Annotated in this window: 23 protein-coding genes and 1 pseudogene; 6 read left to right on the top strand and 18 right to left on the bottom strand. The window is 33.6% G+C overall.

The window, feature by feature from the left end:
- Nucleotides 1–14: 14 nt before the first annotated feature.
- The 13 genes from GMC_RS0116970 to GMC_RS0116905 form a co-directional block, all read right to left on the bottom strand.
- The gene (locus tag GMC_RS0116970; protein ID WP_010523283.1) at nt 15–1616 is read right to left on the bottom strand and encodes an alanine/glycine:cation symporter family protein; all 1602 of its coding nucleotides are present in this window, start codon (nt 1614–1616) and stop codon (nt 15–17) included.
- A 33-nt stretch (nt 1617–1649) separates the two neighbouring features.
- A complete protein-coding gene (locus tag GMC_RS0116965; RefSeq protein ID WP_040472604.1) occupies nt 1650–2672 on the bottom strand; it encodes a potassium channel family protein in 1023 nt (340 codons plus the stop codon).
- 2 nt (nt 2673–2674) lie between these two features.
- Nucleotides 2675–2893, bottom strand: a complete 219-nt coding sequence (locus GMC_RS0116960) for a PspC family transcriptional regulator (protein ID WP_010523281.1) — start codon at nt 2891–2893, stop codon at nt 2675–2677.
- A 198-nt stretch (nt 2894–3091) separates the two neighbouring features.
- Nucleotides 3092–3559: a hypothetical protein gene (locus tag GMC_RS0116955; RefSeq protein ID WP_010523280.1), complete on the bottom strand. Its 468-nt coding sequence runs from the start codon at nt 3557–3559 to the stop codon at nt 3092–3094.
- A 323-nt stretch (nt 3560–3882) separates the two neighbouring features.
- Nucleotides 3883–5169 carry a DUF2851 family protein gene (locus GMC_RS0116950; protein WP_010523279.1) on the bottom strand — a complete coding sequence of 429 codons (1287 nt, stop codon included), beginning with the start codon at nt 5167–5169 and terminating at the stop codon, nt 3883–3885.
- Between the two features lie 107 nt (nt 5170–5276).
- The gene (locus GMC_RS0116945; RefSeq protein ID WP_010523278.1) at nt 5277–7880 is read right to left on the bottom strand and encodes an Ig-like domain-containing protein; all 2604 of its coding nucleotides are present in this window, start codon (nt 7878–7880) and stop codon (nt 5277–5279) included.
- Nucleotides 7881–8187: 307 nt separating this feature from the next.
- Nucleotides 8188–8712, bottom strand: coding sequence for a hypothetical protein (locus GMC_RS0116940; RefSeq protein ID WP_010523277.1), 525 nt, complete (start codon nt 8710–8712; stop codon nt 8188–8190).
- Between the two features lie 162 nt (nt 8713–8874).
- Nucleotides 8875–9387: a PAS domain-containing protein gene (locus tag GMC_RS0116935; protein WP_010523276.1), complete on the bottom strand. Its 513-nt coding sequence runs from the start codon at nt 9385–9387 to the stop codon at nt 8875–8877.
- A 175-nt stretch (nt 9388–9562) separates the two neighbouring features.
- On the bottom strand, nt 9563–12019 hold the full coding sequence (locus GMC_RS0116925) for a TonB-dependent receptor domain-containing protein (protein WP_010523275.1): 2457 nt from the start codon (nt 12017–12019) through the stop codon (nt 9563–9565).
- Nucleotides 11997–13343: an HTTM domain-containing protein gene (locus GMC_RS0116920; protein ID WP_010523274.1), complete on the bottom strand. Its 1347-nt coding sequence runs from the start codon at nt 13341–13343 to the stop codon at nt 11997–11999. Before GMC_RS0116920 ends, GMC_RS0116925 begins: the two co-directional genes overlap by 23 nt.
- A gap of 14 nt (nt 13344–13357) precedes the next feature.
- Nucleotides 13358–14458 carry an imelysin family protein gene (locus GMC_RS0116915; protein ID WP_010523273.1) on the bottom strand — a complete coding sequence of 367 codons (1101 nt, stop codon included), beginning with the start codon at nt 14456–14458 and terminating at the stop codon, nt 13358–13360.
- Between the two features lie 132 nt (nt 14459–14590).
- Nucleotides 14591–15844 carry a DUF4856 domain-containing protein gene (locus tag GMC_RS0116910; RefSeq protein WP_010523272.1) on the bottom strand — a complete coding sequence of 418 codons (1254 nt, stop codon included), beginning with the start codon at nt 15842–15844 and terminating at the stop codon, nt 14591–14593.
- A 220-nt stretch (nt 15845–16064) separates the two neighbouring features.
- A complete protein-coding gene (locus GMC_RS0116905; protein WP_010523271.1) occupies nt 16065–16505 on the bottom strand; it encodes a heme-binding domain-containing protein in 441 nt (146 codons plus the stop codon).
- Nucleotides 16506–16944: 439 nt separating this feature from the next.
- Between GMC_RS0116905 and GMC_RS0116900 the strand changes: the two genes are divergently transcribed.
- The 3 genes from GMC_RS0116900 (at nt 16945) to GMC_RS0116890 (ending at nt 17989) form a co-directional block, all read left to right on the top strand.
- Nucleotides 16945–17295: a DUF6686 family protein gene (locus GMC_RS0116900; RefSeq protein WP_010523270.1), complete on the top strand. Its 351-nt coding sequence runs from the start codon at nt 16945–16947 to the stop codon at nt 17293–17295.
- A 5-nt stretch (nt 17296–17300) separates the two neighbouring features.
- Nucleotides 17301–17663 (top strand): hypothetical protein, encoded by a 363-nt coding sequence (locus GMC_RS0116895; RefSeq protein WP_010523269.1) that lies wholly within the window; start codon nt 17301–17303, stop codon nt 17661–17663.
- 77 nt (nt 17664–17740) lie between these two features.
- The gene (locus GMC_RS0116890) at nt 17741–17989 is read left to right on the top strand and encodes a hypothetical protein (RefSeq protein WP_010523268.1); all 249 of its coding nucleotides are present in this window, start codon (nt 17741–17743) and stop codon (nt 17987–17989) included.
- A gap of 140 nt (nt 17990–18129) precedes the next feature.
- On the opposite strand, the gene GMC_RS0116885 is transcribed toward GMC_RS0116890, so the two are convergent.
- Both GMC_RS0116885 and GMC_RS0116880 read right to left on the bottom strand, forming a co-directional pair.
- A complete protein-coding gene (locus tag GMC_RS0116885; protein WP_029489872.1) occupies nt 18130–18993 on the bottom strand; it encodes a hydroxymethylglutaryl-CoA lyase-like TIM-barrel protein in 864 nt (287 codons plus the stop codon).
- 4 nt (nt 18994–18997) lie between these two features.
- On the bottom strand, nt 18998–19420 hold the full coding sequence (locus GMC_RS0116880) for a secondary thiamine-phosphate synthase enzyme YjbQ (RefSeq protein WP_029489871.1): 423 nt from the start codon (nt 19418–19420) through the stop codon (nt 18998–19000).
- Between the two features lie 72 nt (nt 19421–19492).
- Here GMC_RS0116880 and GMC_RS0116875 point away from each other — a divergent pair, with 72 nt between their 5' ends.
- Nucleotides 19493–20302 (top strand): HAD family hydrolase, encoded by an 810-nt coding sequence (locus GMC_RS0116875; RefSeq protein ID WP_029489869.1) that lies wholly within the window; start codon nt 19493–19495, stop codon nt 20300–20302.
- Here the strand turns inward: GMC_RS0116875 and GMC_RS0116870 are convergent.
- Both GMC_RS0116870 and GMC_RS20220 read right to left on the bottom strand, forming a co-directional pair.
- Nucleotides 20292–20807: a hypothetical protein gene (locus tag GMC_RS0116870; protein WP_010523264.1), complete on the bottom strand. Its 516-nt coding sequence runs from the start codon at nt 20805–20807 to the stop codon at nt 20292–20294. The two genes, GMC_RS0116875 and GMC_RS0116870, sit on opposite strands and share 11 nt — an antisense overlap.
- Before the next feature lie 567 nt (nt 20808–21374).
- A pseudogene (locus GMC_RS20220) lies at nt 21375–22405 on the bottom strand (quinone-dependent dihydroorotate dehydrogenase).
- 105 nt (nt 22406–22510) lie between these two features.
- Between GMC_RS20220 and pepT the strand changes: the two are divergent.
- Nucleotides 22511–23758: a peptidase T gene (gene pepT, locus GMC_RS0116860; protein WP_010523261.1), complete on the top strand. Its 1248-nt coding sequence runs from the start codon at nt 22511–22513 to the stop codon at nt 23756–23758.
- Nucleotides 23759–23884: 126 nt separating this feature from the next.
- On the top strand, nt 23885–24409 hold the full coding sequence (locus tag GMC_RS0116855; RefSeq protein ID WP_138940665.1) for a DUF3575 domain-containing protein: 525 nt from the start codon (nt 23885–23887) through the stop codon (nt 24407–24409).
- A 226-nt stretch (nt 24410–24635) separates the two neighbouring features.
- Here the strand turns inward: GMC_RS0116855 and GMC_RS0116850 are convergent, their stop codons facing one another.
- Entirely contained in the window at nt 24636–25781 is a 1146-nt protein-coding gene (locus GMC_RS0116850; protein WP_010523259.1) for a hypothetical protein, read from the bottom strand.
- Between the last annotated feature and the right edge of the window lie 203 nt (nt 25782–25984).

Raw genomic sequence — 25984 nt, 5'->3', positions numbered from 1 at the left:
TTGGGTAAAAACCATTAACTTTCCTTTACAGTAGTCATACTTATTGCTTTCAGATAGCGTTTTATTTCATCTTTAACTTTTGGAGCCAATATAAATAAGCCTATCATATTAGGAAAAACTAAGGCCAATATCATAGCATCTGAAAACCCCCAAACTGCTGACATATCTCCCGCCGCACCGATTACTATAAATAGTAAGAATAACACTTTATATACTAAATCAGCTATTTTACTTTTACCAAACAAAAACATCCAAGACTGTAAGCCATAATAGGACCATGAGATCATGGTTGAAACAGCAAACAATACTACAGCTACAGTTAAAAATGGCCCTGAAAATGAGATGTATTTTCCAAAAGCTGCTGCCGTAATCCCTGATCCTTCCACTTGCTGCCCTGCAATGGTTACCACTCCCCCTTCGCCACCATAGGCAAATTGAGAACCATCACCATTAAATATTATAATTACCAAAGCCGTCATGGTACAAATAACTACAGTATCAATAAAAGGCTCCAACAATGCAACCAACCCTTCGGAAGCTGCATATTTTGTTTTTACTGCTGAATGGGCAATAGAAGCTGAACCAGCCCCTGCTTCATTTGAAAATGCTGCTCGCCTAAATCCTGTAATTAACACCCCAATTAAACCACCAACACCTGCTTGAGGACTAAATGCTTTCGAAAATATTTGTCCAAAAGCATCATCTACAAATCCAATATTGGTAATTATAATGTATAAACAACATAAAATGTACATAAGCGCCATAAAAGGAACTACTTTTTCAGTTACCGAAGCAATACGTTTGATTCCTCCAATAATTATTATACCCACTAATACCATAATTATTAGCCCAATAATTGTACGCGCACTCCCTCCTGACATTCCGAAAGCACTCACAATTTGCATAGCAGCTTGATTGGATTGTGCTGCATTACCACCACCAAAAGACGCCCCAACACATAAAATAGCAAACACCACAGCCAAAGCTTTACCTAACTGCACGAATCCTCGCTCTTTGAGTCCTTTTGACAGATAGTACATAGGACCACCATAAACCGTGCCGTCATCTCCGATATCCCTGTATTTAACCCCTAGGGTACATTCAACAAACTTTGTCGACATTCCGAGCAAACCACATAGAATCATCCAAAATGTAGCTCCAGGACCCCCAATAGCAATTGCTAGCGCTACACCCGCTATATTTCCATTCCCTACGGTTCCCGATACAGCAGTTGCCAACGCCTGAAAGTGAGTAACCTCCCCTTCCTGAGACTCATCCTTAATAGTATCTGGTAAATCACCATCAACGCTATTTATATTTTTGTCAGAAACAATACCGTGACCATCTACTTCATCATACTTGCCACGCACCACATTGATTGCTGTTCCAAACTTTGCTATGTTGATAAATCCAAAATAAATAGTAAAAAATAGCGCCCCTCCAACTAAAAGAAATATAATAATTGGAATGCTTGTAAATGGCATGTCATAAAGTACAATTTTTTCCCAAGCTCCTGCAATTGGTGTAAACCATTCATTGATTTGTTCATCAATTCCTTTTTTCTCTTGAGCGAATATTGCCATGCTTTGTAGCAAAAACAATGCTAATAAATTCATTTTTTTTATCATGCCTACTATTAAAATAATTATCTAATCAAAATTTAACGATATGTTGTAAACTCCGTTTAATGTTTCAATTTGTTTTGCGTTACCAAGCACCACTACACGCGAACCCTGCTCTATCACCTGATCCGCATTAGGATTTACTACGTACTTACCTTGCGGTGTTTTATACCCAATGATGGTACATCCCGTACGTGATCGAATATCCAAATCACGAATACTTTGGATCTCCCCATTGCTAATAATCTTTTCTGAAGGCACCTCCTCCACGTTAACCGATCCTTTACCAACTAAAGAAATTTTATCCAGAAACTCAATTAAATCTGGTACTACCACCAATGACGCCATGTGATCACCTCCAATAGTATCTGGCATTATCACATTATCAGCCCCTGCTAGTTTCAGTTTTTTATACGATGATGCTTTAGAGGCCCGACTTATAATTTTGAGATTTTTATTCATTTGTCTTGCTGACAGAACGATAAATAGATTATCAGCATCCTCTGGTAACGCTGTAATTAAACAATTTGCTTTATACACACCCGCTTGTTTCAAAATAGCATCATCAATAGCATTGCCCTGTAGCATTGGTAGATTTACTGATTGGTATTTATCCACAATTTCTTTTTTATTTTCAATAATTAAAAATGGTTTTTCATGTGCACTTAATTTTTTTGCCACTTGCTTTCCATTTCGTCCATAACCACAAATAATTACATGATCTTCTAAAGCTGAAATCATTTTTTGAATTTTTTTATATTCAATTAATTTAGGATTGCTTTTACTAATAATGTATTCTGTTAAAACAGAAAGTGAAAATGCAATTACCCCCAGACTGGTTAAAATTAAAAAAACAGCAAACAATTTTGCTGTATCATCTAAAGGACTCACCTCCCCATAGCCTACTGTAGTTACCGTAATTACAGTCATATACAAGGAATCAATCCAATTGTAATTTGCAACAAATCGAAAACCAATTGTACCTACTAACAATAATGTAGTTAATAGCGTTATTGCGAGGCACACTTTATTCTTAAGAAATGTAAGCATGACTATATATCAAATACCGATGTTCGTTTGGTATAAATTAAATCTTTCAATTTAAGCCAAAAAGCTAAAGTGAGGTAGATAAAAAAACTTAACCCTACAGTTGCAAAAGTGGCATAAATAAAAAAAATCCTAACATTTTTGGTACGCATACCTAAACTGTCAGCCAATCTTGAACATACGTAATATCCTCTTCTTTCTAAAAAATGCCTTAAATTATACATTTCATGTTAATTTACTCAAAAGTAAGTATTATCATTTAAATATTTTCAACTTTAACCCTTAGCTAAAACCTTATAGTAGCTATAGCTTACATATATTTCAATTACCGTTATAAAAAAAGGCAGTAAAAAACCGCCTTTCAAACTCAGAAATATAATTTTTATCTTATTCGAATTTTAATTTGTTAAAATTAATTAAAACTAATTGGAGGCAACAAACCGATCACCATGCTTGTTGTATTTACCATTGATGGAAAATGCATAGTGTTGTAAAAAATTTGTATCAGCAATGTATCGTTTTTTTGTGGCCACATCTTCAAATAACATTTGAGCTACATCTACATGATTACTCACCAATAAGTTATGTTTGGAAACTTCAGTAATGGTAATTAACTGACCTGGAAAGAATAGATTTGAAAATTTTTTGTTTACTACAAAATACCTTCCGATTTTTTTAAATTGCCCTGAAATTTTAGAAGGGTTATCTACCCTTCCATTTACGGAATAACCAACTGCTGTTTCCACCACGTATTCTAAAATAGGAATTTGCTTGTGTCCTCTTATTTTTCGGCGCGTATGCATTTGATCCAAGTCATATACATCCTCCGTTTGCGCTACACATATTTGAGATAGCATTACTAAAAAGCTTAAAATTGTAATTTTCTTCATACTGTATTTTTTTGGTTACTAATCATTAAATAATAGTTACCATTAACATAACTGCGTATATTAGGCACAATACACTGAGTGTTACTAGATTTGGGAAAGAATAAAACAAACTAGACAGCTATTTATCTGGCATAAAAAACCTATTATCGATAGTTAAAAAACTGCTTTTTGCTTATATTCAAGTTGGTTATATCGTTAAAGTTAATTAAACACAACAAAGTGTCAAAACAACAAAGAAAAAACCTACAAAAACACTCGTGGTAATTTTATTAGCAAAAATTAGGATAATTTTAGTGTTATCAGAAAGATTTAATGACAATACACTACGGCTTACTAGCATTTAATAAATGAAATCCTATAGCACAATTTACACATTTATGCTGATCACAGTAACTCTTTTTTAAAGTTAGCAAGGCCTGTGAATCTAATGCATTTTCAACAGGAAAACCGAACTCTTTATAGTGTTGACTGATCCTATTTTTTTCTGGTTTTAGACCTCTTAATAATGCTAAATGAGAGGATATAGCATCAAATTTTTGCAATGAATTTTCATAGGCAAATTTTAATGGCAGTATGGCGTTTATGAGTAGTAATTCAACAAAAATCCTGGTTATTTTTTTGCTGCTTTTTTTAGAAATTTTTCCAAATGTGTAATGGGTTTTCCAATATTCAGCTGCTGCTACGTCAAACAATTTTTCATAGGCATCAATATCATTGCAATTAAAAATGGCGCTAAATACATTTTTTACAGAACTGTAAAAAGCTGCCAATTGAGATAAACGAATGGTTGGAAAATTTGAAGGACGCAGTTTAAAAAATTGAACTTGCAACCCGGCTTGCTGCGTTAATTTAAATTTGTGTTTTAGGTATTCATATTCTTTTTTGAGGGATATATAATACGGATCTTCCTGATGACTAATAAGTAAATTTGCCTGACCAAAAAACAAGGCTTCTAACTCAAATGAAGTGGTTGCCTTTTGAACCACTCCAAATGGAATAGAATGTGCAATTTTAGAAAAAGCTACTCCATTAGAGTTCCCGCCAAAAGCTTTAGCTAACGTAATAAAACATACCGCTTCCCAATTATTTTTACATTCCTTCAAAAGATTATTGACAGGAATAGATTTATCAGATAAACGTTCGAAATAAATGCGCTCTAACCAATTTTCAAGGATAAACTTTGGCACTTCTTTTATTTGATTTTCGCAGTTAATCCATTTATTCCCTGCATTAGCATACAAGTCCTTATACTTTTTAAGTGCTGATACCGAAACATAGTCTTTTAACTGTAATGTTGGAATGCTTGTATTATTAGATCTAAAAACTTCAATATCATGCTCCCACACTACGTGCAAAATAACATTATCATAATTCGTATCATTTTGGTGTTGATGTACAAACCAATCGCTGGATTTTACATGAATCTCAATGGTGCCTGCCCATTTTTGACCTTGAATACTTACCAGCGCATTAAAGAAGTCTGGACCAGCAGCTTGTGTGTTATGCGAACCGACACTGCTTACCACCACAGTTTCTCCTTGGGTAGTTTTAAGTTGCTTAGTTTCAAATTTTTGAAACTTCCATAAATAATACAGGAAATCTTCTTTCATAGTATGATAAACAAAAAATCAGCTTGTTATGTTACTTCAATATAACACAACAAACTGATTTTCAGTATAAATATTTTACAAACTCCTATTAAGAGCTCGCGGATAACTTAATTAGCGATAATTAATCGCTTAGCTAACGTATTACCGATTTTAACAAAATACACACCATTTGCATAATTTGATAATGAAATACGCTCTGCGTCACTTTTTGCCACCACAGTTTGTAATTGCTGCCCTAGAATATTTGTAATTACAATAACATCATCAATTGAAGCTCCAATAACATCAACATATAGTTGTGCTGGATTTGGCGCTAAAGTTATTTTGATATCATTGATATCTAAAATTTTGCTTCCGTTAACTTTAATTAATTCAAATTTTTGATTATTACTATTCACATTCAAGTTCCAAAGCTGTACGTTACCATCTACAGCTCCTTGTTCTACATCTAATGCAAATGATTTACATTTTTGAGGCCTTAAAGAATATAAGTTACCAACTTTTACAATTTCCCAATTCGTATTTGCTCCGTTTTTACCATTAATTGCTGTAACATTAGTGCCGCCATTACAATTTGCAGTTACCGCTAAATACCTGCCATTGGCATTATTTTTAATTGTAAACAAATTGTTACCTGCGGGCTTAATTGTCCACAATTGATCATCCCACTTCCCATAGTTATGTGTAATGGCATTAAACCCTTCAAGTCCTCTGGCTAACAGACGCTGATTGGTTAATGGAAATTTAATGCTGTATGTTCCATTTAAACTTACTGAAGCTGAACTTGAATTAGAGTTTGATACCGTTAGCGTTATTTTAGCCTCTCCCGTGTCTCCTTTTTTATCAGTTGCTACAGCTTTCAGTTCATACGTTCCATTTTTCAAATTCTTTAAAGCGGCATCATTTCCTCCCCATGTATATGGTAATATATTTTCCTGTCTAACAAATTTATTATTAACATATAGCTTAACATTTTGTATACCATCAGCATCAGTAGCTTTTACGTCAACATTAATTGTTGCTCCTACTGCTACATTTAAATTAGTAGGCTTTGAAAAACTTACTTTAGGCTTATTATTAGCCACTGGAGCTGGAGCTGGTTTTGGAGCGTTTTTTGAAGCTACATTTAAAACTATCTTAGTTTCTCCCGTATTCCCTTTTTTATCAGTTGCAACCGCTTTTAACTCATAAGAACCAGGTTTCATATTTTTTAATGCCTGTTCTCTAAAACCAAATCTGTAGGGAGCGGAACCTTGTCTACCTACAAAAGTATTATTTATGTACAAGCTTACATTTTGAATTCCATCGGCGTCAGTAGCATTAACCTCAACGCTTACATTATTCCCTTCAACCAAATTGAAAGCTGTTGGTTTGATAAAACTAACTACTGGATTACTTCCATTTACTGGTGCTGGATTTGGCTTAGGCGCTGGCGCAGGTTTTGGAGCTGGTGCTGGATTTCCTCCAGAAACTACTCCTTGACTACTTGTAGTTGCAACAACTCTATTAGTTCCTGTCACTCTAACTTCTCCTACAAAAGTATATTTCCCATTTGGCAAAGATCGTCCAATATTTATTGTTTTTCTGTTTTTACCAAAGCCTTCTAAAACCTTAAATTTTGAATTGTAAACCTCTTTATTGTTAGCATCCAAAACCTTTACATAAAACTCTCTGTCTGTATTTGCCTTGTAGGTATACGAAATTTGTAATTTTCTGTTACTATCAGTTAACTTCGCATTTTCAAAAAATGAAACACTTTCTTTAAAAACTGGATCCGCCTTAAATCGTGTTGCTTTTGGAGCACGATCAATTGGAACCAACTCGTATGCTCTTATCCAATCATAATACGAAGTATTGATGTTGTTGTTTCGCAATTGCTGTGGTGAAGGATGTGGTTTTGCCCAATCATACGTTTCAGTTACCATATTAATTCGCATAGGATCAGGAAAAGGCTTATCTACTACTTCAGTACTCACTTTTACATCACCTACATATTTATTATCCGCATAAAATGAAACATCATTCGCATTTTTCCAATACGCTCCGTACGTATGGAAGTCTTGCCATGATTCGCTACTTAATTTAGCATTATTTTTCCCGCTTCCTTCAATAGAATTATTTCCTCTGGAAAAGAATTTTTCTCTACCGCCATTACAATCTACGTATCGGTAATGCGTATTAAAGTTCATATTATTTCTAAAAGAACTTGTTCCATTAAAAACACCACCTATACTTTCAGCAATATCTAATTCCTGACTAAAACTATCTTTTGAGCAATTATTTCCATTACTTTTTTTAGTTGGGAAGTTGACACTTCTTTTAGGGTTAGACAACCAAAAAGTGGTTGACATTACAATTCTTGATGATTTGAATCGGCATTCGTAATAACCAAAGTGCGCTGTAGTTTCTTTACTCTGAACCGCACCGCCATCAATGGTATACCCATCACCTGGGTCAGTAGACACCTGATTTTTGATTCGCATTGTACCATCTTTTACTGAGATTGTTTTTGGTTCAAATTTAGCTGGTCTTCTTCCTTTCCAACCTTTAAACCTTTTATCCCATTTAGATTCATCCAATTTATTACCGTTGAATTCATCTGAGTATTGTTTATTTAACACCCAACGATATCCAACTTTAGGTTCAGGCGGACCAGCAAGGGTAACTTGGTACGTTAATAAACCCACCAAAAATGGCAAATACGCTTTCATAATCTATATTTTTAATTAGTTGATCAAATATATAACGCAAACCCAAACCATTAATCTATGCTGAAATACATTTTGTAAGAAAAAACAGCAAATTACACAAGAAGAACAAGGTGTTTCAAATTAAATCAAACCCTAAGTAAAAAACACACTATCAAAACGTTACTAAAAATAACTGAATAGAAAATACTAAGAAAAGTGAACCGTACATTTAGCAACACCATTACAAATCCACGAAATTGTTCCAAAAAATTGCTTATGCACTTAAAGCCAACCTCAACAAATTAAACTGTTACTTTAATGACAACAATTAATTGAGACTAAAACCAAAATTAGCATCATGCATGTCATTAAAATCTATCTCATCATCCTCTAACTTTCGTAATTCTTCTATTCCTTTTTCGGAATACCCTTCTTCAATCCATTGCCCCCTTACTATGTTTTCAGACAAAAAAGTATATGAGACTAAACCTGTATGAGGGTTTTCATCAGAATCGAGATATGAAAAGTTAAACACCAAAATATTTGAACTCACTTGCATGCCATAAGCATAGTGCCTAAATCCTGAAATATACCAAGTGGCTAGCCAAACACCATCATCAAACTCAATAACTACGTTACCTATGTAACAAGATTCTGGATCATCTGGGTTTTGACCCATAATTTTGAACATTCCAATATCTATATCCTCATTAAGCTCGTAATCGGTTTGGGTAAATGTTTTTAGCATTTCTTTGCGTATAGCCAACTCAACTTCAAAACTTGAACGGTAGTTTTGCGTTGCCTTATTGGTGACATTTTCAGAATTTTCAAACCATTTAATTACTGATTGCATACTATTTTAAAAAATTACAGAATTTAAAGCATTCAAAAAAAGACATTTACAAAAAGTGACATTTGAATTCTTAGTAAAAATAGTGAAGTTTTAGAAAACACCTATTTGCCAAAAAAAAGCCGATTGTTTTCACAATCGGCTTTTTTTTAAAATTTTAAATCATTAAGCAGCATGTTCTACTGCTACGTACTTGACTAATTCTCCTTTACTATTAAAAATAGGATACCCCTTAATATAACAATTATATTCAGTTTTATCTTTTTTATAATTTACAAGCATTGCTTCAAAACGCTCCTGTTTATCCACGGATGCTCTAATTTTTTTTGAAAGCACTTTATCTGTTTTTGGTCCCTGAAACATTTTTGGCGTTTTTCCTAACACCTCTTCATTTAAATATCCCGACATATCAATCATGTTACTAGAAGCATACTCAATGACAAAATTGGCATCAGTAACAACAATTACAGCTTTATTGTTTACAAGCTCTTCAATAACATCAACATCCATTTTTAACCTTTCAGTAATTTTTTTGAGTCCAATGATGTCCCTGTTCAATTGATTTTGGTTGGTAAAATTCATCATATGAATATCCCAACTAATCAAAGGCATTAAATTTTGCTTGATTTCGCCGCTGTATTCTGCAACTTTGTCTTCGTATTTATCTAAAAAGCTCATTATTTGTTGTTTTGAGCAAAATTAAATAGAATAGATGTTTATATTTAAAAACAACTGTTAATATCTTTTGAAAGCTATTTGATTTAACTTTTGTTAAGTGATTGTTGATAACTTTTACTCCTGCAATTATAATATTAGTAGTAAAATTAAACATTTCAACTTAAAAATAATATAACTAAAATTTGAATTGTAAAACGGCATAAAAGTTTCTTGGTGCCGAGGGTATAATTCCAGGCCCAGGATATCCCGTAGCCCTCCTTGTAAAATAGGATGCATTCAGTAAGTTATTCACTCCTGCTTCTAGCTTACAATTTTTATAACTGTATTCCGCTGAAAAATCCATAACGCTATATGCCGGAATTTCACCAATAGTACCATCACCTGCAAACCTATCGGCCAAAGTAATATTGTCTGCATCCGTAAATTGCCTGTCAACAAAAGTATATTGCACACTTGATTTAAAATTTTTGTAGCCCAGCTCAATACCTGTTTTTAAATTTACTTTAGGCACAAACTCCACCTCATTCCCTACCCTGGAACTACTTGTTTCTAATGTTGAACGGGTATATTCTGATTCAATAAAAGAAGTATTTAAAAAATGCTGCCAGTGGAAATTTTTATTGGCAAAAAACCAGTTGCTAAAATTTACAGTGACCAAAGATTCTATTCCAAATAACGTAGCATCCGCCAAATTGCCTCTTATTCTTCTAAAATCAAACTCAGGTAACTGCCTTGTCAATCCTATTCGATTATTATAAATTAAAGCAAAAACACTCGCGTCATACCTAAAAATATCTTTCACAGTCCCTCTAACTCCCATATCAAAAGTATAACCATCGGAATCGGATATATCTTCATCAACAATAATATTAGGACTAACTATACGGATATCATTAAAGGTGACAGATCGGTAATTTTGAGAAATGTTTGCAAACGCCTCAAATGCCAAACTAGGTTTAAAACTAGCCCCTAGGCCCAATAATAAAATGGTGCGTTCATTTTTTCGTTCTTCGGGTGTCTCAGTAATCCCATCCACATCAACAATACCGTTTGCTTGCAATGGTTTATTTATGAAAAACCCATCTGCTTCCGTTTTTATATATTCAAACCTAAATCCGGGTGTTACTGTAAAGTTATCGGAAAAACGAAAAATATGCTCCCCAAAGACTGCCAAATTTAAATTCGGAAAGTCAAAGGTTGATTCTGGTAAGGCGGACTCCGTGAATTCAGAATTTCTAAAAACAAAGTCCGGTTGATTGCTCAAACTTCCAATACCTTGTTGTGACTTATTTTTAGATTGGTAGTATTTAGCACCGACTAAAAAAATTGATTTTTTATTAAATAATGAGTATTCCGAAACCACTTTAGCTTCAGCTCCCCAATTGGTAAACTCATCAATAATCAACTCTCTTGGCTGAGCTAAGTCATCTTCAACCGATGCGCGTCGCACTCTAAAACCTAGCGCATTTCGTTGCGCGCTTAAGGAAAATAAATTAACACTTGCCCTGGTTTTAGCACTAAACTCATGTTCAATTTTTGCATTTAGTAAAATCCAATCCACTAAAAAAAAGTTTCTGTTTCGGTTACTGAATAAAGGATCCAAATCAAACTGCCTATCCGTTAATCCACCCGCTTGCTTTGCCAAGTATCGTAAATACGTACTCTCAAACGTAATTTTAGTGTTATCAGTAGCTTGGTAACCAATATTGGCATATAAATTTTGCGATTCAAATTCAGAATTAGGTCGAAACCCATCTGCTTTTTTAAATTGATGAAAAGTATAATAACTAAATTTATCTTTTGTACCACTAAAACTATTAAAAACATTTAGCAGTCCAAAAGATCCCCCCCCAATACGCGACACCCATTCCAGTTCCTTAGTAGAATTAGGCGACTTTAATTTAAAATTTATTAATCCTCCAAATTGTGTTCCGTATTGCAAAGAAGCCGCTCCACGGATAATTTGAATCTCCTCCAACGCTTCTAATGGTGGCGTGTAGTAACTTTCAGGATACCCTAAAACATCGGCACTAATATCATAGCCGTTTTGACGTGTATTAAAATTAGCCGTTCGGTTGGGATCCAAACCACGACCTCCAATGTTTAACTGCAAACCGGCATCATCATTTTCATAAATATTTAACCCTGCCACCTGGCTGTAAGCCTGCCTAGCATTTCCCGAAGCTTTGTTGGCTATCTGCTGTTCCACAAGTACCACTTCGGTTTTTTTACCTGCATAGATTGCGGTACCCTCAACTTCTTTCAAATTTTTAATCCCAAAAATCTTTTTTTGTTGTTGATCTATAACTACCTCGCTCAAACTCTCCGCCAAAGGTGCTAATAAAATTGTGAGTGGCTGATTACTGGAAGCATTTACAGTCATTTCCTGAATTTCGTACCCTAATTTTATGACTACAATATTTTGATCCATATCAAGTAGAGCTATTGAAAACCCCCCTAAATTATCACTGTATACCGTTTTACCTACACTGTTGTTGTAAATTTCAACATTTGGTATGGGATTATTTGTTTTTGCATCCAATACTTTACCAACAAGTAAGTTTTGAGCAAAAATAAATTGACTGATTGTTAAAAATAATAGGGTTAACCTAAAGGCCTTTGATTGTTCCATTGAAAGGTAATATCCATTTTTTTGGGGCAAAAGAATCTTTTTCATTTGCTAAATTGGTTTTGGGGTCTATAAACTGCTTGCTTAATCTTCTGTTTAATGTTACATAACTTTCCACATAAACTTCGGGATTTTTAACCCCTTCTTTTTTATAATGATCCCTAAGCATATGTGCATATTGTAAAATAAAATCAGGCTGGGTTGCCATTTGTTTGATTTGAAATGGGGTTAAAAAATCAGCATTTCTAATATTAAAACTTTTTCCGTCAATAGGATCTTTTATTGTAAAAACAGCAGTACCCATTTTTTCAATTAACATTACGCGCCATGAAAATCGATAGCCCTCTTCTGTCCAAAATAGCTCGCCTGGATAGCATAAATAACGCCAAGGAAAAACCAGCTGAAAAATTACAAAGCAACCTAAAATTGGATATATTATTCTTTTCGCTTTCGCTGAGAATTCAAATACGCTACTTTTAGCCACGTTGAGGAGTTTTATTTTGCTCGAAACAACGTGTATTAATTTTTCATGAAATGCTGGACTAAAATAAACGAACACCGCTAAGGTCATTACAAAAGGAAAAATCCCTATCTGAAACAGCATATAGGTGAGCATGTGAAAAATAACTACTGCTATAAAAGCAAACCTCCTTGTAGGTTTGTACATCAAAAAAAATGGTATAGTCAAATCATACAACATGCCCAACCAACTAAAAGCATAAGCTGACCATTCATACTGAAATAGCGTTCCTATAACAGGAAAGTGTGTCTTATTTATTAACCAAATTTTTAAAGGCAAGGCTTCCAACAACCAATCCGAATTTAATTTAGCTACTCCCGCATACACGTAAACAATAGCAATTAGTAATTTTAATACATCAATGGTCCACCTTGGAACTTCGCTTTTACTTACTGTGCTTTTCCTGGCATCAATTGAAAATGTAACATTTGCTGGCAGAAAAATTAGTACAAAACTCACTAAACTTACAAAGTAATAATGATTGAGATAGGTGGTTTTGTCAATTAATTCTACGTAAGTGAAACTTAAAAAGAAAATAACAATAGCATATTTATAGTAATACCCTAAGGCAATAGCCACGGAAGTTACTCCAATAATAAAAAACAATAAGTAAGTCAAATTCCCTAACGGTTTTACAAATTCAAATCCGTAATAGGTGAAAAACCATTTAGGGGCAATGTAAATACTTTTAATCCATCCATTAAACCAAAAACGCAAGGTACTAGCCAACATTAGCCAACCAAACAAAAAACGAAAGACAGCTAATGGAGCTGCCTTTGTATTGGTATGTAAATAATTATTTAGCACTAGTTATATTAATATTAATCACTATCATTATCAGCGGTAATTACTTCTAGTGCTAATTCTGATATTAAATCATTTTTAAGCGACACTACTAACTTTTGCAAAACTGATCTTACTTGTAACATTTTTGCTGCATCCGTAGTTGCTTGCAGCTGTAAGTTTTCATTTAAATTTAAAATAGCTTCGCGCGATGCTGTAAATTCATTTTTAATTCGTGTATCTAAATCTTGCCTCCCGCGCAATACTAAAATAGAAGATAAACTTACCTCATCAGTAGTAACACCTTCATAAATTTCTCTGGTATTTTCCAAAGCATCCAAGGCTAACTCTCTGGAAATTTCAGGCATAAATACGGCTTCTATTTGATTTGGACGTTTATCTCTGTCCATTTCCCCTGCAGGAATGCCTATTTTACTTGAACGTAATCTTCTTTCAAAATAAACAATAAATCGATCTACAAAAACATTCACTGCTCCTGTTTTTGCTGCTGAAGTATTAGAGGTAAACTCACTATTAAAAGCTTCACTTTTAAAATTTGCCAACACCTCATCGGTTAACGTATCCATACGTGTTGCTACTGCAGTAAGGTACTCCTTATAATCTTCTGCGTCAGCGCCAGTATAAAAAGCAACAATATCCTCATCGGATGTAGCCAAACCATTAATTAGGTAATCCATAGCAGGTAATCCCTGGGCATCCTGATTTGTTGAAATTTGCAAATCCTTAGCTACAAAAGCAGGTTTTAAAATATTTGTTTTAGTTTCATCAACATTTAACGGATGTGCATTTAAATTAAAATAAAAAGAAATATCGGAAGCTTTACCAAAATCATAAGGAGCCACCGTTTGAAACACTTTATATGCTTTTACCCAAGCCGCTCTCAGGGTGACTAAATTTTCCTGAGTAGGCGTCGCAGTAAATGTATTTGTCAAATTTTTTACTGTTTCTGTTTCCGCAGCAAAATCTTCAAAATCTGAGATAAAATGATTATTCACCAAACTTTTTAACAACCCTGCTCTATCAAAAGCTATTTCAGTACTACCTCCTACTCCCGGTTCACTATCACTACAAGCAACGATAAAACTAACTGATAATAAAAAAACAAATACTTTTTTCATTTTAAAAAAATTTATGCAAATATAGGTAAGAATTCTACTTATTGAATTAAACAAAACTCATTTATTGTTAACATTTCTTTTACACCAAAATTTTAACGATAAACCAGTAGAATTTTGATGTTTTTCAATCTTTTATTGTGCCAAATCATTGGACTTAGCCTGTGCGACTGTAAACTCAAATGCTGCGGCTATAGTTTCTGATAATTCATCTAAAACTGATTGATCCTTAGTAAATTCCCAAAAACCATTGTCTTTTTCAAGTTTAGCAATAAAGCCTGCCACTTCCTCTGCTGTAAAATACGGCTCATTTGTAGCTGGATTTTGCGTAAATTGTAATGAATAAATAAACCCAAAACCTTCAGATAAATCATGGAAAGCCGAACCATCATCCACAGTAGCACCATCTTTCACTTTATCCTTTCCTTGTTGTAAATAGTAAACGGCTCTAATTCCAACCACTTCTGATAATTTTAGACGTAAAAAATCCGCTTCTTTTTTTGCTCTTTCATAGTCTTGTGCTACCAAAGCTGCTCTCCCTGTTTTGAAAGCTTCAAAAATTTCAGCTGCAATACCATTAAAATCTGCATCTTCATTTACTCTTTGCACATATTTATACAAAAATTTATCTGGAATATTATCTCTATCCAAATGCTTTGTATTCGGATTACTTAATGCATCCTCATCAGAAGCTCCGTATAAATATCCGTAAGCTTCATCCCAAAAATGTTCAGCTTGCGTATAATTTTTACCTTCTTCTAAAGTTTCTGCGTTATTTGCCGCTTGAATAGTACTACCTTCAGTTAAACTTAAATAATCATTAATGATTTGATCCAAAGTTAAAGCACCAATTAACCCTTTGTTAAATGCCTGATTGTACTCCAAGCCTTTTGCATTTACATAACGTTTTCCTAAAATACCTGCCTCACCTTCTTTAGCCACTGGCACTTCTTCTTTACTTGTAAATGCGCCTAAAAAAGTATCTACTTGGCTTTGTATTAAACTATCAAAATATTCAACAACCCGCGTTTGCTTATCAGTAAGTATCCCCCCATTTGCATCCTTAAAATAATCAATAGACTCCGCTACTTTACCTCTTATATTTTTATCGCTATTAAGTGTTGCTTCCGAAAATCCTTCGCCATCAGCAAATTTTCTGTCAATCGTTGCTTCTGTTGTTCCAAAAGTTAATAAGTCTTTTAATATTTCGTCACCTTGCAACAAACGAGTTGTTTGACCACCAAAACTTACTGTTGACTCACCATTACGTTCAAAAACATAAGTTTCAGGCACTTCAAGATTTGCTCCTCTAGGACTATCGTCATCAGAACTACAAGCAACAAATGCTGTAGCTACAAATCCTATTTTTAAAATATTTGCTAATCTCATTTATTTAGATTTAATATGAATAATTAAGTTGATGCTGCAAATATATTATCCATAATCAATCTAAACAACATTTATTTTAAATTATTCTAAATAAAAGTAAACTAATTTCATATTCTAATTTATACTTGAATTTTTTTGAAAAAAAATTAATTATATAGCTAAAAACCCAACAAATACACACTATTTATTGGGTTTTACTATACTTATCAAAAAATAATTCTTATTCCTCAAACTTTTTTGACCACTCCAATAAGGTTTGCTTTTGCTTTGCAGTTAAGTCTCCATGAGTTAATTTATATGCCTTAATCGGCATTTCATTTTCTTCCACTTCCTCATGCACTTCGGCCAATTTATGCAATTGCCTAGCTTCAGGGTATTTATCCCATTCCGAAAAATTTAAATGTTCCTTTCCTTCTTCTATATGGTGATCAATCATCAAATTAATTGCTCCAATAGAGGCGTACCACGGATATTTTGTATGATTACTGTGGCAATCATAGCAGGATTCCCTAAAAATCGCTTTTACCTCATTAGGTAAATTAACTGATGCTTCAAACTTAGCCACACTTTCGTAGGAAGCTATATTATCCTTTTTGACAAAAAACTGAAGTACCACCAATACTAATACGACCACTCCACCTATGATTTTTTTGATATTCATTAAATATAAAATTAGTTCCAGTTCAAATTTACTAGAATAATTTTGAAAAAATAAAGTAAATATTAGTCAGCATCACGAACATTAAATGTTACCTTAAAATCTAGCGCTATTGCTACTTCAATTTCAAATAATTCAACTTTTTTTCGCTTTCGCTAGAAGTAATACGAATATGGATTATTAATTACTCGAAGACTTAAGACTTTTTTGCCAAGAAATGAGCACATAAAAATCATTTTAAATGGAGAGGTTGCTATTTGAAACAACACATTGCTTTCCAAAAAAAACGCTCAAATAAAACACCCAACAAAACGAATATGTATTTCAATTGCTATTTATTTTAATTAATTCTGAATAAAAATAATTAACTTTTTCTTTTTATTTAGAATCAATCTATATTAAATTTGATTATTATTTGGAATAATTAAAAACAATAAAGTCCATGTGTCATCACCTATCACTAATAACGCGTACGCGAGCCGGCAAGCTATACAAAAGCAATACAACCAATTTATACCATTTAATTTATAACAATATTGCATTTGAATTTACTGAACATGAATTTGAAAGCTTTAAAGGTTATCTTGAATTTATTGATGAAAAAAATAATTTAGAACAGTGCCATAATGCCACTACTCGTAGCATTCAAATACCTACATCACAACAAAATTTACTTTTGCTGTTTAACCAACAAGAATTTAAAGAAATAAAAAAGCTGGTTTTTAAGCGTACAGCTGACCAGTACTTTTTTGTAAAAGGGCACGAAATTGATTACATCACATTTAAAAATTAATAGACATGAAAGACACGGATATCATCACTATTTACAACAATTCATTTGGCATTGCATTTAAATGGAAAAAAACCAAGCACTTGGATAAAATTCAATTGGTATTTGATCGTACGGGTTTGTATCTTAATTATAAAGAACTTGTGGTATTTTCCAAACAAATTACTGCAGCGTTAAAAAGACCTTCGGTATGCTTAAGTTGTAAGGCTAGCAATAATTGTAGATCTATTTTACTGGAAACTCCTGCTGAGCAAATTACTTTTGCTATGAGTTATAAGGAACTTAACGAAATGTACGAATTGGTTCAGGGTACTATTTTTCAATTGGGTTTAGACCGCATTTTACAAAAAAACACCATTACCAAGCAATAAATAGTCTATTTATTTAAATTGTTTCTAAGCGTATTATACTGTATTTTAAAGGTATATTAATTTTAAAAAAATACGTTATGGCTATTAGATTAGGAAACAGTTGTATTAACTGCGAAAATTTGACCCAAGAAGGCGCTTGTAAAATTCATATGGTTGCGGTAAGTAACAATTATACCTGTGATCATTTTTCCATGAAGGCTACCCTTAAAGATGACAGAAATTGTGTTACCTGCACCCGCTTCCACGAAAGTGATTGCGCAAACCCACAAGCTGCAGCACCTGGAATGCTATGCACCCATTGGGCTCCACAGAATGCTACGGCATAATTGAAGCGAAAATTTTTAATGATTACAAATTTAAAGTACTACCTAGTCCTTTGTATGATCTTTTCATTAATTATAAAATTTAATTAATAAAGAATGTGATGTCGAAAAAACAAGTCGATTTCTTATATTAAAAACTCTCATTAATGGTATTCAGAAAATAATATAGTTGCCTGATTGTGTGCTGACTCAAAGCGCATAACATCAACATTAAATGCTTCTTTTTGAGTGGTAAAATAAGAAATCATTTTTTCGGTGGGCATGTTACCTATTAATGCATCTCCCGCCATGGGACATCCACCGTAACCTTGGATGGCACCATCAAAACGCAGGCATCCTGCTTTGTAGGCCGCATTTAATTTATCGTGCCATGTGCTTGCTGATGTATGTAAATGGGCACCAAATTCTATTTTAGGATACTTAGGTATTAATGTAGAGAACAATTGAGTAATAGTTTCAGGAACTGATGACCCCACCGTATCACTCAATGATAAAATACGTACTCCCATTTTTGCAATGCTAGCTATCCATTTGCTTACAATTTCTGGATTCCAAGGTTCTCCGTAAGGATTACCAAACCCCATACTTATATACACTACTATTTGTTTATTAGCCTGAGCTGCTATTTCAACAATCTGTTGCAATACTTCCTGCGATTCCGCCATAGTTTTATGAGTATTTCGCATTTGAAATGTTTCCGAAATTGAAAAGGGAAATCCAATAAATGACACTTGTGGCATTGCCGCCGCCGCTAATGCACCCCGAACATTTGCAACAATGGTTAACAATTTGGTTGTGGTAGTGGACAAATCCAACTGCTCCAATACCTGTTTAGTATCAGCCATTTGCGGAATAGCTTTAGGTGACACAAAACTACCAACATCCAAGGTATCAAACCCGCAATTTACCAACATTTGCAAATACTGTAATTTACGTTCAGTTGGTATAAATTGCTTTATCCCTTGCATGGCATCCCTTGGACATTCTATCAATTTTAACTTAGCCATAATATTAATTACCAAAAAGTGTTAAAACTACACATCTTGAACCTCCATAGTCTCGATGCTCACAAAGGTAAACACCTTGCCATGTTCCTAAATTTAATTGCCCGTTAGTTACTGGTATTTGTACCGAAGCACCAATTAACGAAGCTTTTATGTGTGCTGGCATATCATCGGGTCCCTCATAAGTATGTATATAATAAGGTGCATTTTCCGGCACCATAACATTCATATGACTTTCAAAATCGGTGCGCACGGTAGGATCGGCATTTTCATTTATGGTTAAGCTTGCCGAAGTATGCTGAATAAATACTTGAAGCTGACCTATTTTAATTTGAGAAAATTCAGGCATGGCTCGCTCAATTTCGGTAGTAATTAAATGAAAACCGCGGCGGTAAGCTTTCAGCCGAATTTCTTTTTGAAAAAAATGCATTAAAGATAATTTACGGATAACGTTTGTATGGTTTACAAAACTGTACATTTGTATTTCACTAAATTAACAAAAATGAATTTATCTGACGTAAAATTAGTTGTTACCGATATGGATGGCACACTTTTGAACTCAAAGCACCAAGTGAGTGATTTATTTTTCAAACAGTTTGAAGCGTTAAGAGCTAATAATATTCATTTTGTAGCTGCTAGTGGTCGTCAGTATCACAGTATTTTAGACAAACTTTCCGCAATTAAAGAACATATTACTATTGTAGCTGAAAATGGAGCCTACATTGTACAAAATGACGAAGAATTATATGTTAACGCTATTTCGCAAGCTGATGTTGAAAACTTATTGCAACTATGCACTGATATTGACGGTGTTCATTTAGTGGTTTGTGGAAAAAATAAGGCCTACATTTTAAACGAATCGGAACAATTTCAAAATACCATTGCGGAATATTATACTGAGTATATGGTTTTGAACAGTTTTTCCGAACTGCCTGACGACGATTTTTTTAAAATTGCATTATGTCATCACGATGGTTCTGAAGAATTTATTTATCCATTTGTAAAACACCTTGAAAATGACTGGCAAATTAAAATTTCGGGTAAACTATGGATTGACATTTCCCAGGATTCATCACACAAAGGAAATGCCATTGCTCAAATACAAAAACAACACGGCGTTACCAAAGCGCAAACCATGGCATTTGGTGACTATAATAACGACCTAGAAATGCTAAAAAAAGCATCTTTTAGTTACGCCATGGAAAATGCACATCCAAATGTTAAAAAGGTGGCAAAATATCACACCTTAACCAACGACAATAATGGTGTTGAAGCTGTGTTAGCAACTCTTTTAGCAAGTATTAATCCGTAAATAGCTGCTTGTCCAAAAAGCGATTTCCTAATTTAACAGTGTAATACATCCGACGTATCAATTGACCATCACCAACGTATCCCTTTAAAAATTCTTTACCGCTTAAGTACCAAATTCTGTATTTGGTTCCTCGTGGCACTTTTTTAAATAAAGTACATTGATCTAACAAAAACTCTTCGCCAAAAGGTTGTTTTGAAACCAGTTTGCTATTTCCGACATTCCCATCTTTCGATTTTATAAAAATGCGCGAACTCCCTTCTAGTTTAAATTTACCCTTTCCTTTTATAGGGGCATCAACATTTACCAACACATTGTAAAAAGTAACATAGGCTGGCTTTATAAATCTCATTGAAGATGTATTGATAATTACTTGTTCTTTTGATGAGTAATCGTTTCCATTTATTACCATTCCGCGATCAATACTGGAAAGGCTGTCAGATAAATCTACAAAACGCTGGGAAAAGATTGAATTGGAAATACAAAAGGCGAGTAGAAATAGTTTCATAACGTAAAATTTTGATCATACACTTAGTTGGTTTATAGGCTATCAATGTAAGAAAAAAAGATTTACGCAACACAAAATCAACGGCTTCCGCAAGAATTCTAGGTAGCTATTACTACTGTAAGAAAAAATATATTTTTGTTAAATACCTTAAGAATAAACCTTAATTAATTGATTGTCATTATTTTAAATAAATTAAATTAAAACAAAATATAAACGCGAAAGCGTAAAAAAAATCAAAAAATTAACATAAAAAATTAATATTTCTTATAAAAATACCAGTGATTTACAGTTTTTTACCGTGTTTTTCTGTCAAAAAAAAGTCAATTACATCGTTTTAGTAAGTGAAAAAATCAAAAAAATACGGCTTCATAAATCATTCATTTTTTTGGAGAAAGCTGTCAGTCGTCGGTGGTAAATTGAGATCTGCGAGTGGTGAGTTTTCGATTGTAAACCTTAAAATTATGGGGAATACTTTTCCTATCTTTTGACCTCCCATTAGCCCTATATGAGCCCGTTTAATTCTAAAAATAATATCATTTAACGGATTAAATCTTCCTGATAATACTATTATTTACTTAGTAATTTTTTATTTATTTCTTTTATCAATTGCGGTCCGCTGTAAATAAACCCAGTGTAAATTTGCACCAACATAGCTCCTGCATCCAGTTTTTCAATAGCATCAGCTGCAGTATGAATTCCCCCCACTCCTATAATTGGAAAAGATTGCTTACTTTTTTTAGATAAATATCGGATTACCTCCGTTGATTTATTTTTTAATGGTTTTCCGCTTAACCCTCCATTTCCAATTTCCTTTAATCGCGATGCTGAAGTTTTTAAATTACTACGCGATGTTGATGTATTACTGGCAATCACTCCGTCCAAACCTGTATCCTGAATGAGTGCTACTATTTCATCCAACTGATGTTGATTTAGGTCAGGAGCAATTTTTAACAAAATAGGTTTTTGCTTATCAAAGGTTTTGTTGGCTTGTTGCACTACACCGATTAGCTCTTCCAGATATTCTTTATCGTTCAATTTGGCATGACTGGATACATTGGGGCAACTTACGTTAAGCACAAAATAATCCACGTAAGGATGTAGCGCATTAAAGCACTCTAAATAATCTTGGGTGTAATCTTTGGGAGCTGTCCCTGTGTTTTTGCCGATATTACCACCTATAATAAGCTGTTTTTTATTTTTTTTAATTGTTCAATAGCTATTTCAACACCTTCATTATTGAACCCCATCCTGTTAATTATAGCTTCATCTGCTTGTAGGCGGAACAATCGCTTTTTAGGATTCCCTTGCTGTCCTTTGGGGGTTACTGTTCCAATTTCAATAAAACCAAATCCAAAATTTGCCAGCTCATTGTACAAAACCGCATTTTTATCAAACCCTGCTGCCAAACCTACTGGGTTTTTAAACGTTAACCCAAATACCTTACGCTCCAAACGCTCATTTTCAACATTATACAACCCTCTAAATATAGCCGGAACTCCAGGAATTTTATTTAAAAAACGAATTAAAGAAAAAGTGAAGTAATGTACTTTTTCGGGATCAAACTTGAATAATAGCGGACGAATTAACGTTTGATACATATTGATTTTTTTTTTGCAAAAATACTATTTTTAAGCTGCAATACCACTTAAATTCAATTTTAAAAATATGGACTATTTGTATCTTTACTATATAAAATCGACATCATGTTCTCAAAAAAAGCTATTATTGATCGCTTTATAAAATACGTTAGTATTGACACACAAAGTGACCCCAAAAGTGACAGCACTCCCAGTACCCAAAAACAATGGAAATTAGCACATTTACTGATTGAAGAATTAAATACCATAGGACTCCAAGAAGTTACTATTGACAACAATGGTTACATTATGGCTACTATTCCTGCTACTACAACTAAACCCACGCCTACCATTGGTTTTATTGCTCATTATGACACCTCACCTGATTTTACCGCTGAAGGGGTACAGCCTCAAATTGTTGAAAACTATAATGGTAAGGACATCGTACTAAATGAAGATAAAAACATCATTCTTTCTCCTTCTTATTTTAGCGACTTAAAACAATACATTGGTCAAACTTTAATTACCACTAACGGAGAAACCTTGTTAGGCGCTGATGATAAAGCTGGAGTTACAGAAATTATTACAGCTGCCGAACACCTTATAAACCATCCTGAAATAAAACATGGCAAAATCAGGATTGCGTTTACCCCCGACGAGGAAATTGGTCGTGGCGCTCATTTATTTGACGTAAAAAAATTTAGTGCTGAATATGCTTATACCATAGACGGAAGTCAAATTGGCGAATTAGAATATGAAAATTTTAACGCAGCTGCAGCAGTAGTCACCATAAATGGTAAAATTGTACACCCTGGCTACGCAAAGGACAAACTGGTTAACAGCATGCTCATTTCGCAAGATTTTATCAATTCGTTACCGCGCCTGGAAACCCCAGAACACACCTCGGACAGAGAAGGTTTTTTTCATTTACACACTATTAATGGAAGCGTGGAAAAAACGACTTTAGAGTACCTTATACGCGATCATGAAAAAGAACATTTTGAAGCCAGAAAGCAAGTAATGATTGCGCTTGTTGATGAACTAAACAACCAATATGGAAACAGCACGTTTGAAATTGAAATACAGGATCAGTATTACAACATGAAGGAGAAAATTGAACCCAATATGCATATTATGACCATTGCGAAAAAAGCAATGGAAGCCTTAAAAATAAAACCGCTTATAAAACCAATACGTGGCGGCACTGATGGTTCTCAATTGAGTTTTATGGGACTTCCGTGCCCAAATATTTTTGCAGGAGGTCATAATTTTCATGGCAAATATGAATACATTCCTGTAGAAAGCATGCAAAAAGCCAGTGAGGTGATTGTGAAAATTGCAGAACTCACTTCCGAAATATCGGAGATAAATTAGTTAAAAAAATGTTTGCTGTAATAATGATCAAATAAAAAAGTATTTCAATTGTTTAAGATTTTAATTAAGAACAATGCTGTTTTTCAAAAAAAGCTAATTGTATCATTGCCGATATTAACTAACACTATGAAAAAAATTCTTGCTTTTGTATTTTTCATGAACACCATAATAAGTTGGTCGCAAACTGATAAGGCGCATGAAATAAAAATTGATGCGCTATCTGCCTTAGTTACTCCTGCAATTGAACTTAGTTACGAATACGCTATAGGAAACACCTCAGGCGTAGGTATAGCTTCATTTTTCAGATTCAATAAACCCAATGATAACTTTAGATCTTTTTCAATAGCTCCTTTTTTTCGTCAGTATTTTTATAACAATCGCGAATATGGACAAAAAGGATTTTACATTGAAGCCTTATTACAATATGCCACTGGCAATGATGACACCAAACTTTTAGGCACTACCGAACGCGACAAACTTGATGATTATAACGATCTTGGAATTGGTTTTGGAGGAGGAATGAAATGGTTAACTAAAAATGGATTTAGCGTAGATATTGGCGCTAATGTGGGTCGTAATTTTAAAATTGAAAAAGCATCTCCTGATTTTTTTATCAACTGGGGCATCAATTTAGGGTACCGCTTTTTTTAGTTTTACACTCCTTTTCGTTTTGAATAGGCGCAACCTCAGCTACGTTAATGTAGTATTTGTGGAAGCATCAAGCTAAAAAGAACCTTTTTGAATAGAAATTTAATTTTTACAAACAATTTCACTATGGCGCTACCATAAATATAAAAAACCGAGCAGTCCTGAGACTACTCGGTTTTTTTTAATTCCATTTGCAATTTTAAATAATTAATATTCTAAAAACGCGATACTATTTGGCGTATATTGGAATGTACAAACCTGCTTCTTTTTCTTTAAGTTTTATTCTGATATGCCCCAATGTATCATCTTTAGCTTCTTCCTTAATTTGATCTAAGATTTCTTGAGTTAATTCAATTTTTTTACAAATTGATGTTCCCTCCGGACAGGTCACAGGTATTGGGTTTGCACAAATTTCGTAAATCCCTAGTTCTAAATTAAAAATAGTACCATTTCTTATTTCAAATTCTTTTGACACCCCATCAGCCGTTGTTAAAATAGCTGTCCAAACTTTAAAATTAGGGTTTCCAGAAAAATTCCTTAGCGTAACAATCATATTTGATAAATCTTTTGATAAATCAATTAAATAATCAGGGATTGCACAATAATCAACAGGAGGAGATTTTTTATAATCTTTGCAAACAGTGACACCTTCTTTGCAAGCATCAGTTACCACGGTTACACAAATTTCGGCATCTTCAAAACGATCAAACCTAATAGTTAACGAATTTTCTAAAGTTTCAATAATTTCACGAGCTGTTTTACCTGTAGGTCCCGAAAGTAATCTTTCGTCAATTTTAAAGTCATCAAAATCAAATTCAAAATCTTCCGTTTCAACTCCGTTTACGGTCCATTCATATGATACAGCTCCTGGTATTTTAGTAATTCTAGCTTCAGAAACTTCTGAAAAATTTACTTGTTTTACTGGTAATCCATTATTTACAGTTAATTCTATTGCTGGACAAACTTCTGCATCTTCATCAAGCATCCTATTTCTTGTAAATGTTTGGCAAACCTTTTCAGAACCTGAACAATCTGAGGTAATCACTGACAAACAAAATGTAGTATCCCCTTCTTTTGGACCCCAACCAAGTGTATTACTATCTTTTTCAAATGTTTGTTTTTCGCTGCCAGTAGTTACTTCCCATACATAACTAGTTGCATTTTCAATAGGGGCAGCAACTAATAAAATATCATAATTATTTTCTTCTTCAAAGGTCTTTATTTCAAAACTAGGATTTGGACATTCATTTTCTTTGGCTATTTCTGATTCCAAAACCATATCTGATTCCGTTTCAGCCTCTTGCTCACACGAAAAAAGAAAGAAGACACTTAATATAGCTAAAAAAAACGTTGGTAATTTTGTTAGAGTTTTCATAGTAATTATTTAATTAACTTGTTTGTTACTATACCTATAACAGGACACTCGACATTAACCCTACCTTCTTTAATTACTTTCTTTAAATTAATTTCTAGTCACCTTTTTTTTAAAATTCACTTGTTACACAAACTTATACTGTTCTTGATGTTACATTATCCATTTAAAATGGTGGTTTTTGGTACGATCCTCTAAAATCAGAA

Origin of the sequence: Aquimarina agarivorans, from assembly GCF_000218485.1 — a bacterium.
In the GTDB taxonomy this organism is placed as follows: domain Bacteria; phylum Bacteroidota; class Bacteroidia; order Flavobacteriales; family Flavobacteriaceae; genus Aquimarina; species Aquimarina agarivorans.
This window is presented reverse-complemented; position numbering and strand designations above follow the sequence as displayed.

Coding starts and splice junctions, on each gene's coding strand:
- GMC_RS0116910 (WP_010523272.1), bottom strand. CDS start 15,844: ATGAGATTAGCAAATATTTTAAAAATAGGATTTGTAGCTACAGCATTT.
- GMC_RS0116870 (WP_010523264.1), bottom strand. CDS start 20,807: ATGAAACTATTTCTACTCGCCTTTTGTATTTCCAATTCAATCTTTTCC.
- GMC_RS0116955 (WP_010523280.1), bottom strand. CDS start 3,559: ATGAAGAAAATTACAATTTTAAGCTTTTTAGTAATGCTATCTCAAATA.
- GMC_RS0116855 (WP_138940665.1), top strand. CDS start 23,885: ATGAAAAAAATTCTTGCTTTTGTATTTTTCATGAACACCATAATAAGT.
- GMC_RS0116875 (WP_029489869.1), top strand. CDS start 19,493: ATGAATTTATCTGACGTAAAATTAGTTGTTACCGATATGGATGGCACA.
- GMC_RS0116940 (WP_010523277.1), bottom strand. CDS start 8,712: ATGCAATCAGTAATTAAATGGTTTGAAAATTCTGAAAATGTCACCAAT.
- pepT (WP_010523261.1), top strand. CDS start 22,511: ATGTTCTCAAAAAAAGCTATTATTGATCGCTTTATAAAATACGTTAGT.
- GMC_RS0116905 (WP_010523271.1), bottom strand. CDS start 16,505: ATGAATATCAAAAAAATCATAGGTGGAGTGGTCGTATTAGTATTGGTG.
- GMC_RS0116935 (WP_010523276.1), bottom strand. CDS start 9,387: ATGAGCTTTTTAGATAAATACGAAGACAAAGTTGCAGAATACAGCGGC.
- GMC_RS0116960 (WP_010523281.1), bottom strand. CDS start 2,893: ATGTATAATTTAAGGCATTTTTTAGAAAGAAGAGGATATTACGTATGT.
- GMC_RS0116945 (WP_010523278.1), bottom strand. CDS start 7,880: ATGAAAGCGTATTTGCCATTTTTGGTGGGTTTATTAACGTACCAAGTT.
- GMC_RS0116950 (WP_010523279.1), bottom strand. CDS start 5,169: ATGAAAGAAGATTTCCTGTATTATTTATGGAAGTTTCAAAAATTTGAA.
- GMC_RS0116915 (WP_010523273.1), bottom strand. CDS start 14,458: ATGAAAAAAGTATTTGTTTTTTTATTATCAGTTAGTTTTATCGTTGCT.
- GMC_RS0116970 (WP_010523283.1), bottom strand. CDS start 1,616: ATGAATTTATTAGCATTGTTTTTGCTACAAAGCATGGCAATATTCGCT.
- GMC_RS0116965 (WP_040472604.1), bottom strand. CDS start 2,672: ATGCTTACATTTCTTAAGAATAAAGTGTGCCTCGCAATAACGCTATTA.
- GMC_RS0116850 (WP_010523259.1), bottom strand. CDS start 25,781: ATGAAAACTCTAACAAAATTACCAACGTTTTTTTTAGCTATATTAAGT.
- GMC_RS0116925 (WP_010523275.1), bottom strand. CDS start 12,019: ATGGAACAATCAAAGGCCTTTAGGTTAACCCTATTATTTTTAACAATC.
- GMC_RS0116900 (WP_010523270.1), top strand. CDS start 16,945: ATGTGTCATCACCTATCACTAATAACGCGTACGCGAGCCGGCAAGCTA.
- GMC_RS0116895 (WP_010523269.1), top strand. CDS start 17,301: ATGAAAGACACGGATATCATCACTATTTACAACAATTCATTTGGCATT.
- GMC_RS0116885 (WP_029489872.1), bottom strand. CDS start 18,993: ATGGCTAAGTTAAAATTGATAGAATGTCCAAGGGATGCCATGCAAGGG.
- GMC_RS0116880 (WP_029489871.1), bottom strand. CDS start 19,420: ATGCATTTTTTTCAAAAAGAAATTCGGCTGAAAGCTTACCGCCGCGGT.
- GMC_RS0116890 (WP_010523268.1), top strand. CDS start 17,741: ATGGCTATTAGATTAGGAAACAGTTGTATTAACTGCGAAAATTTGACC.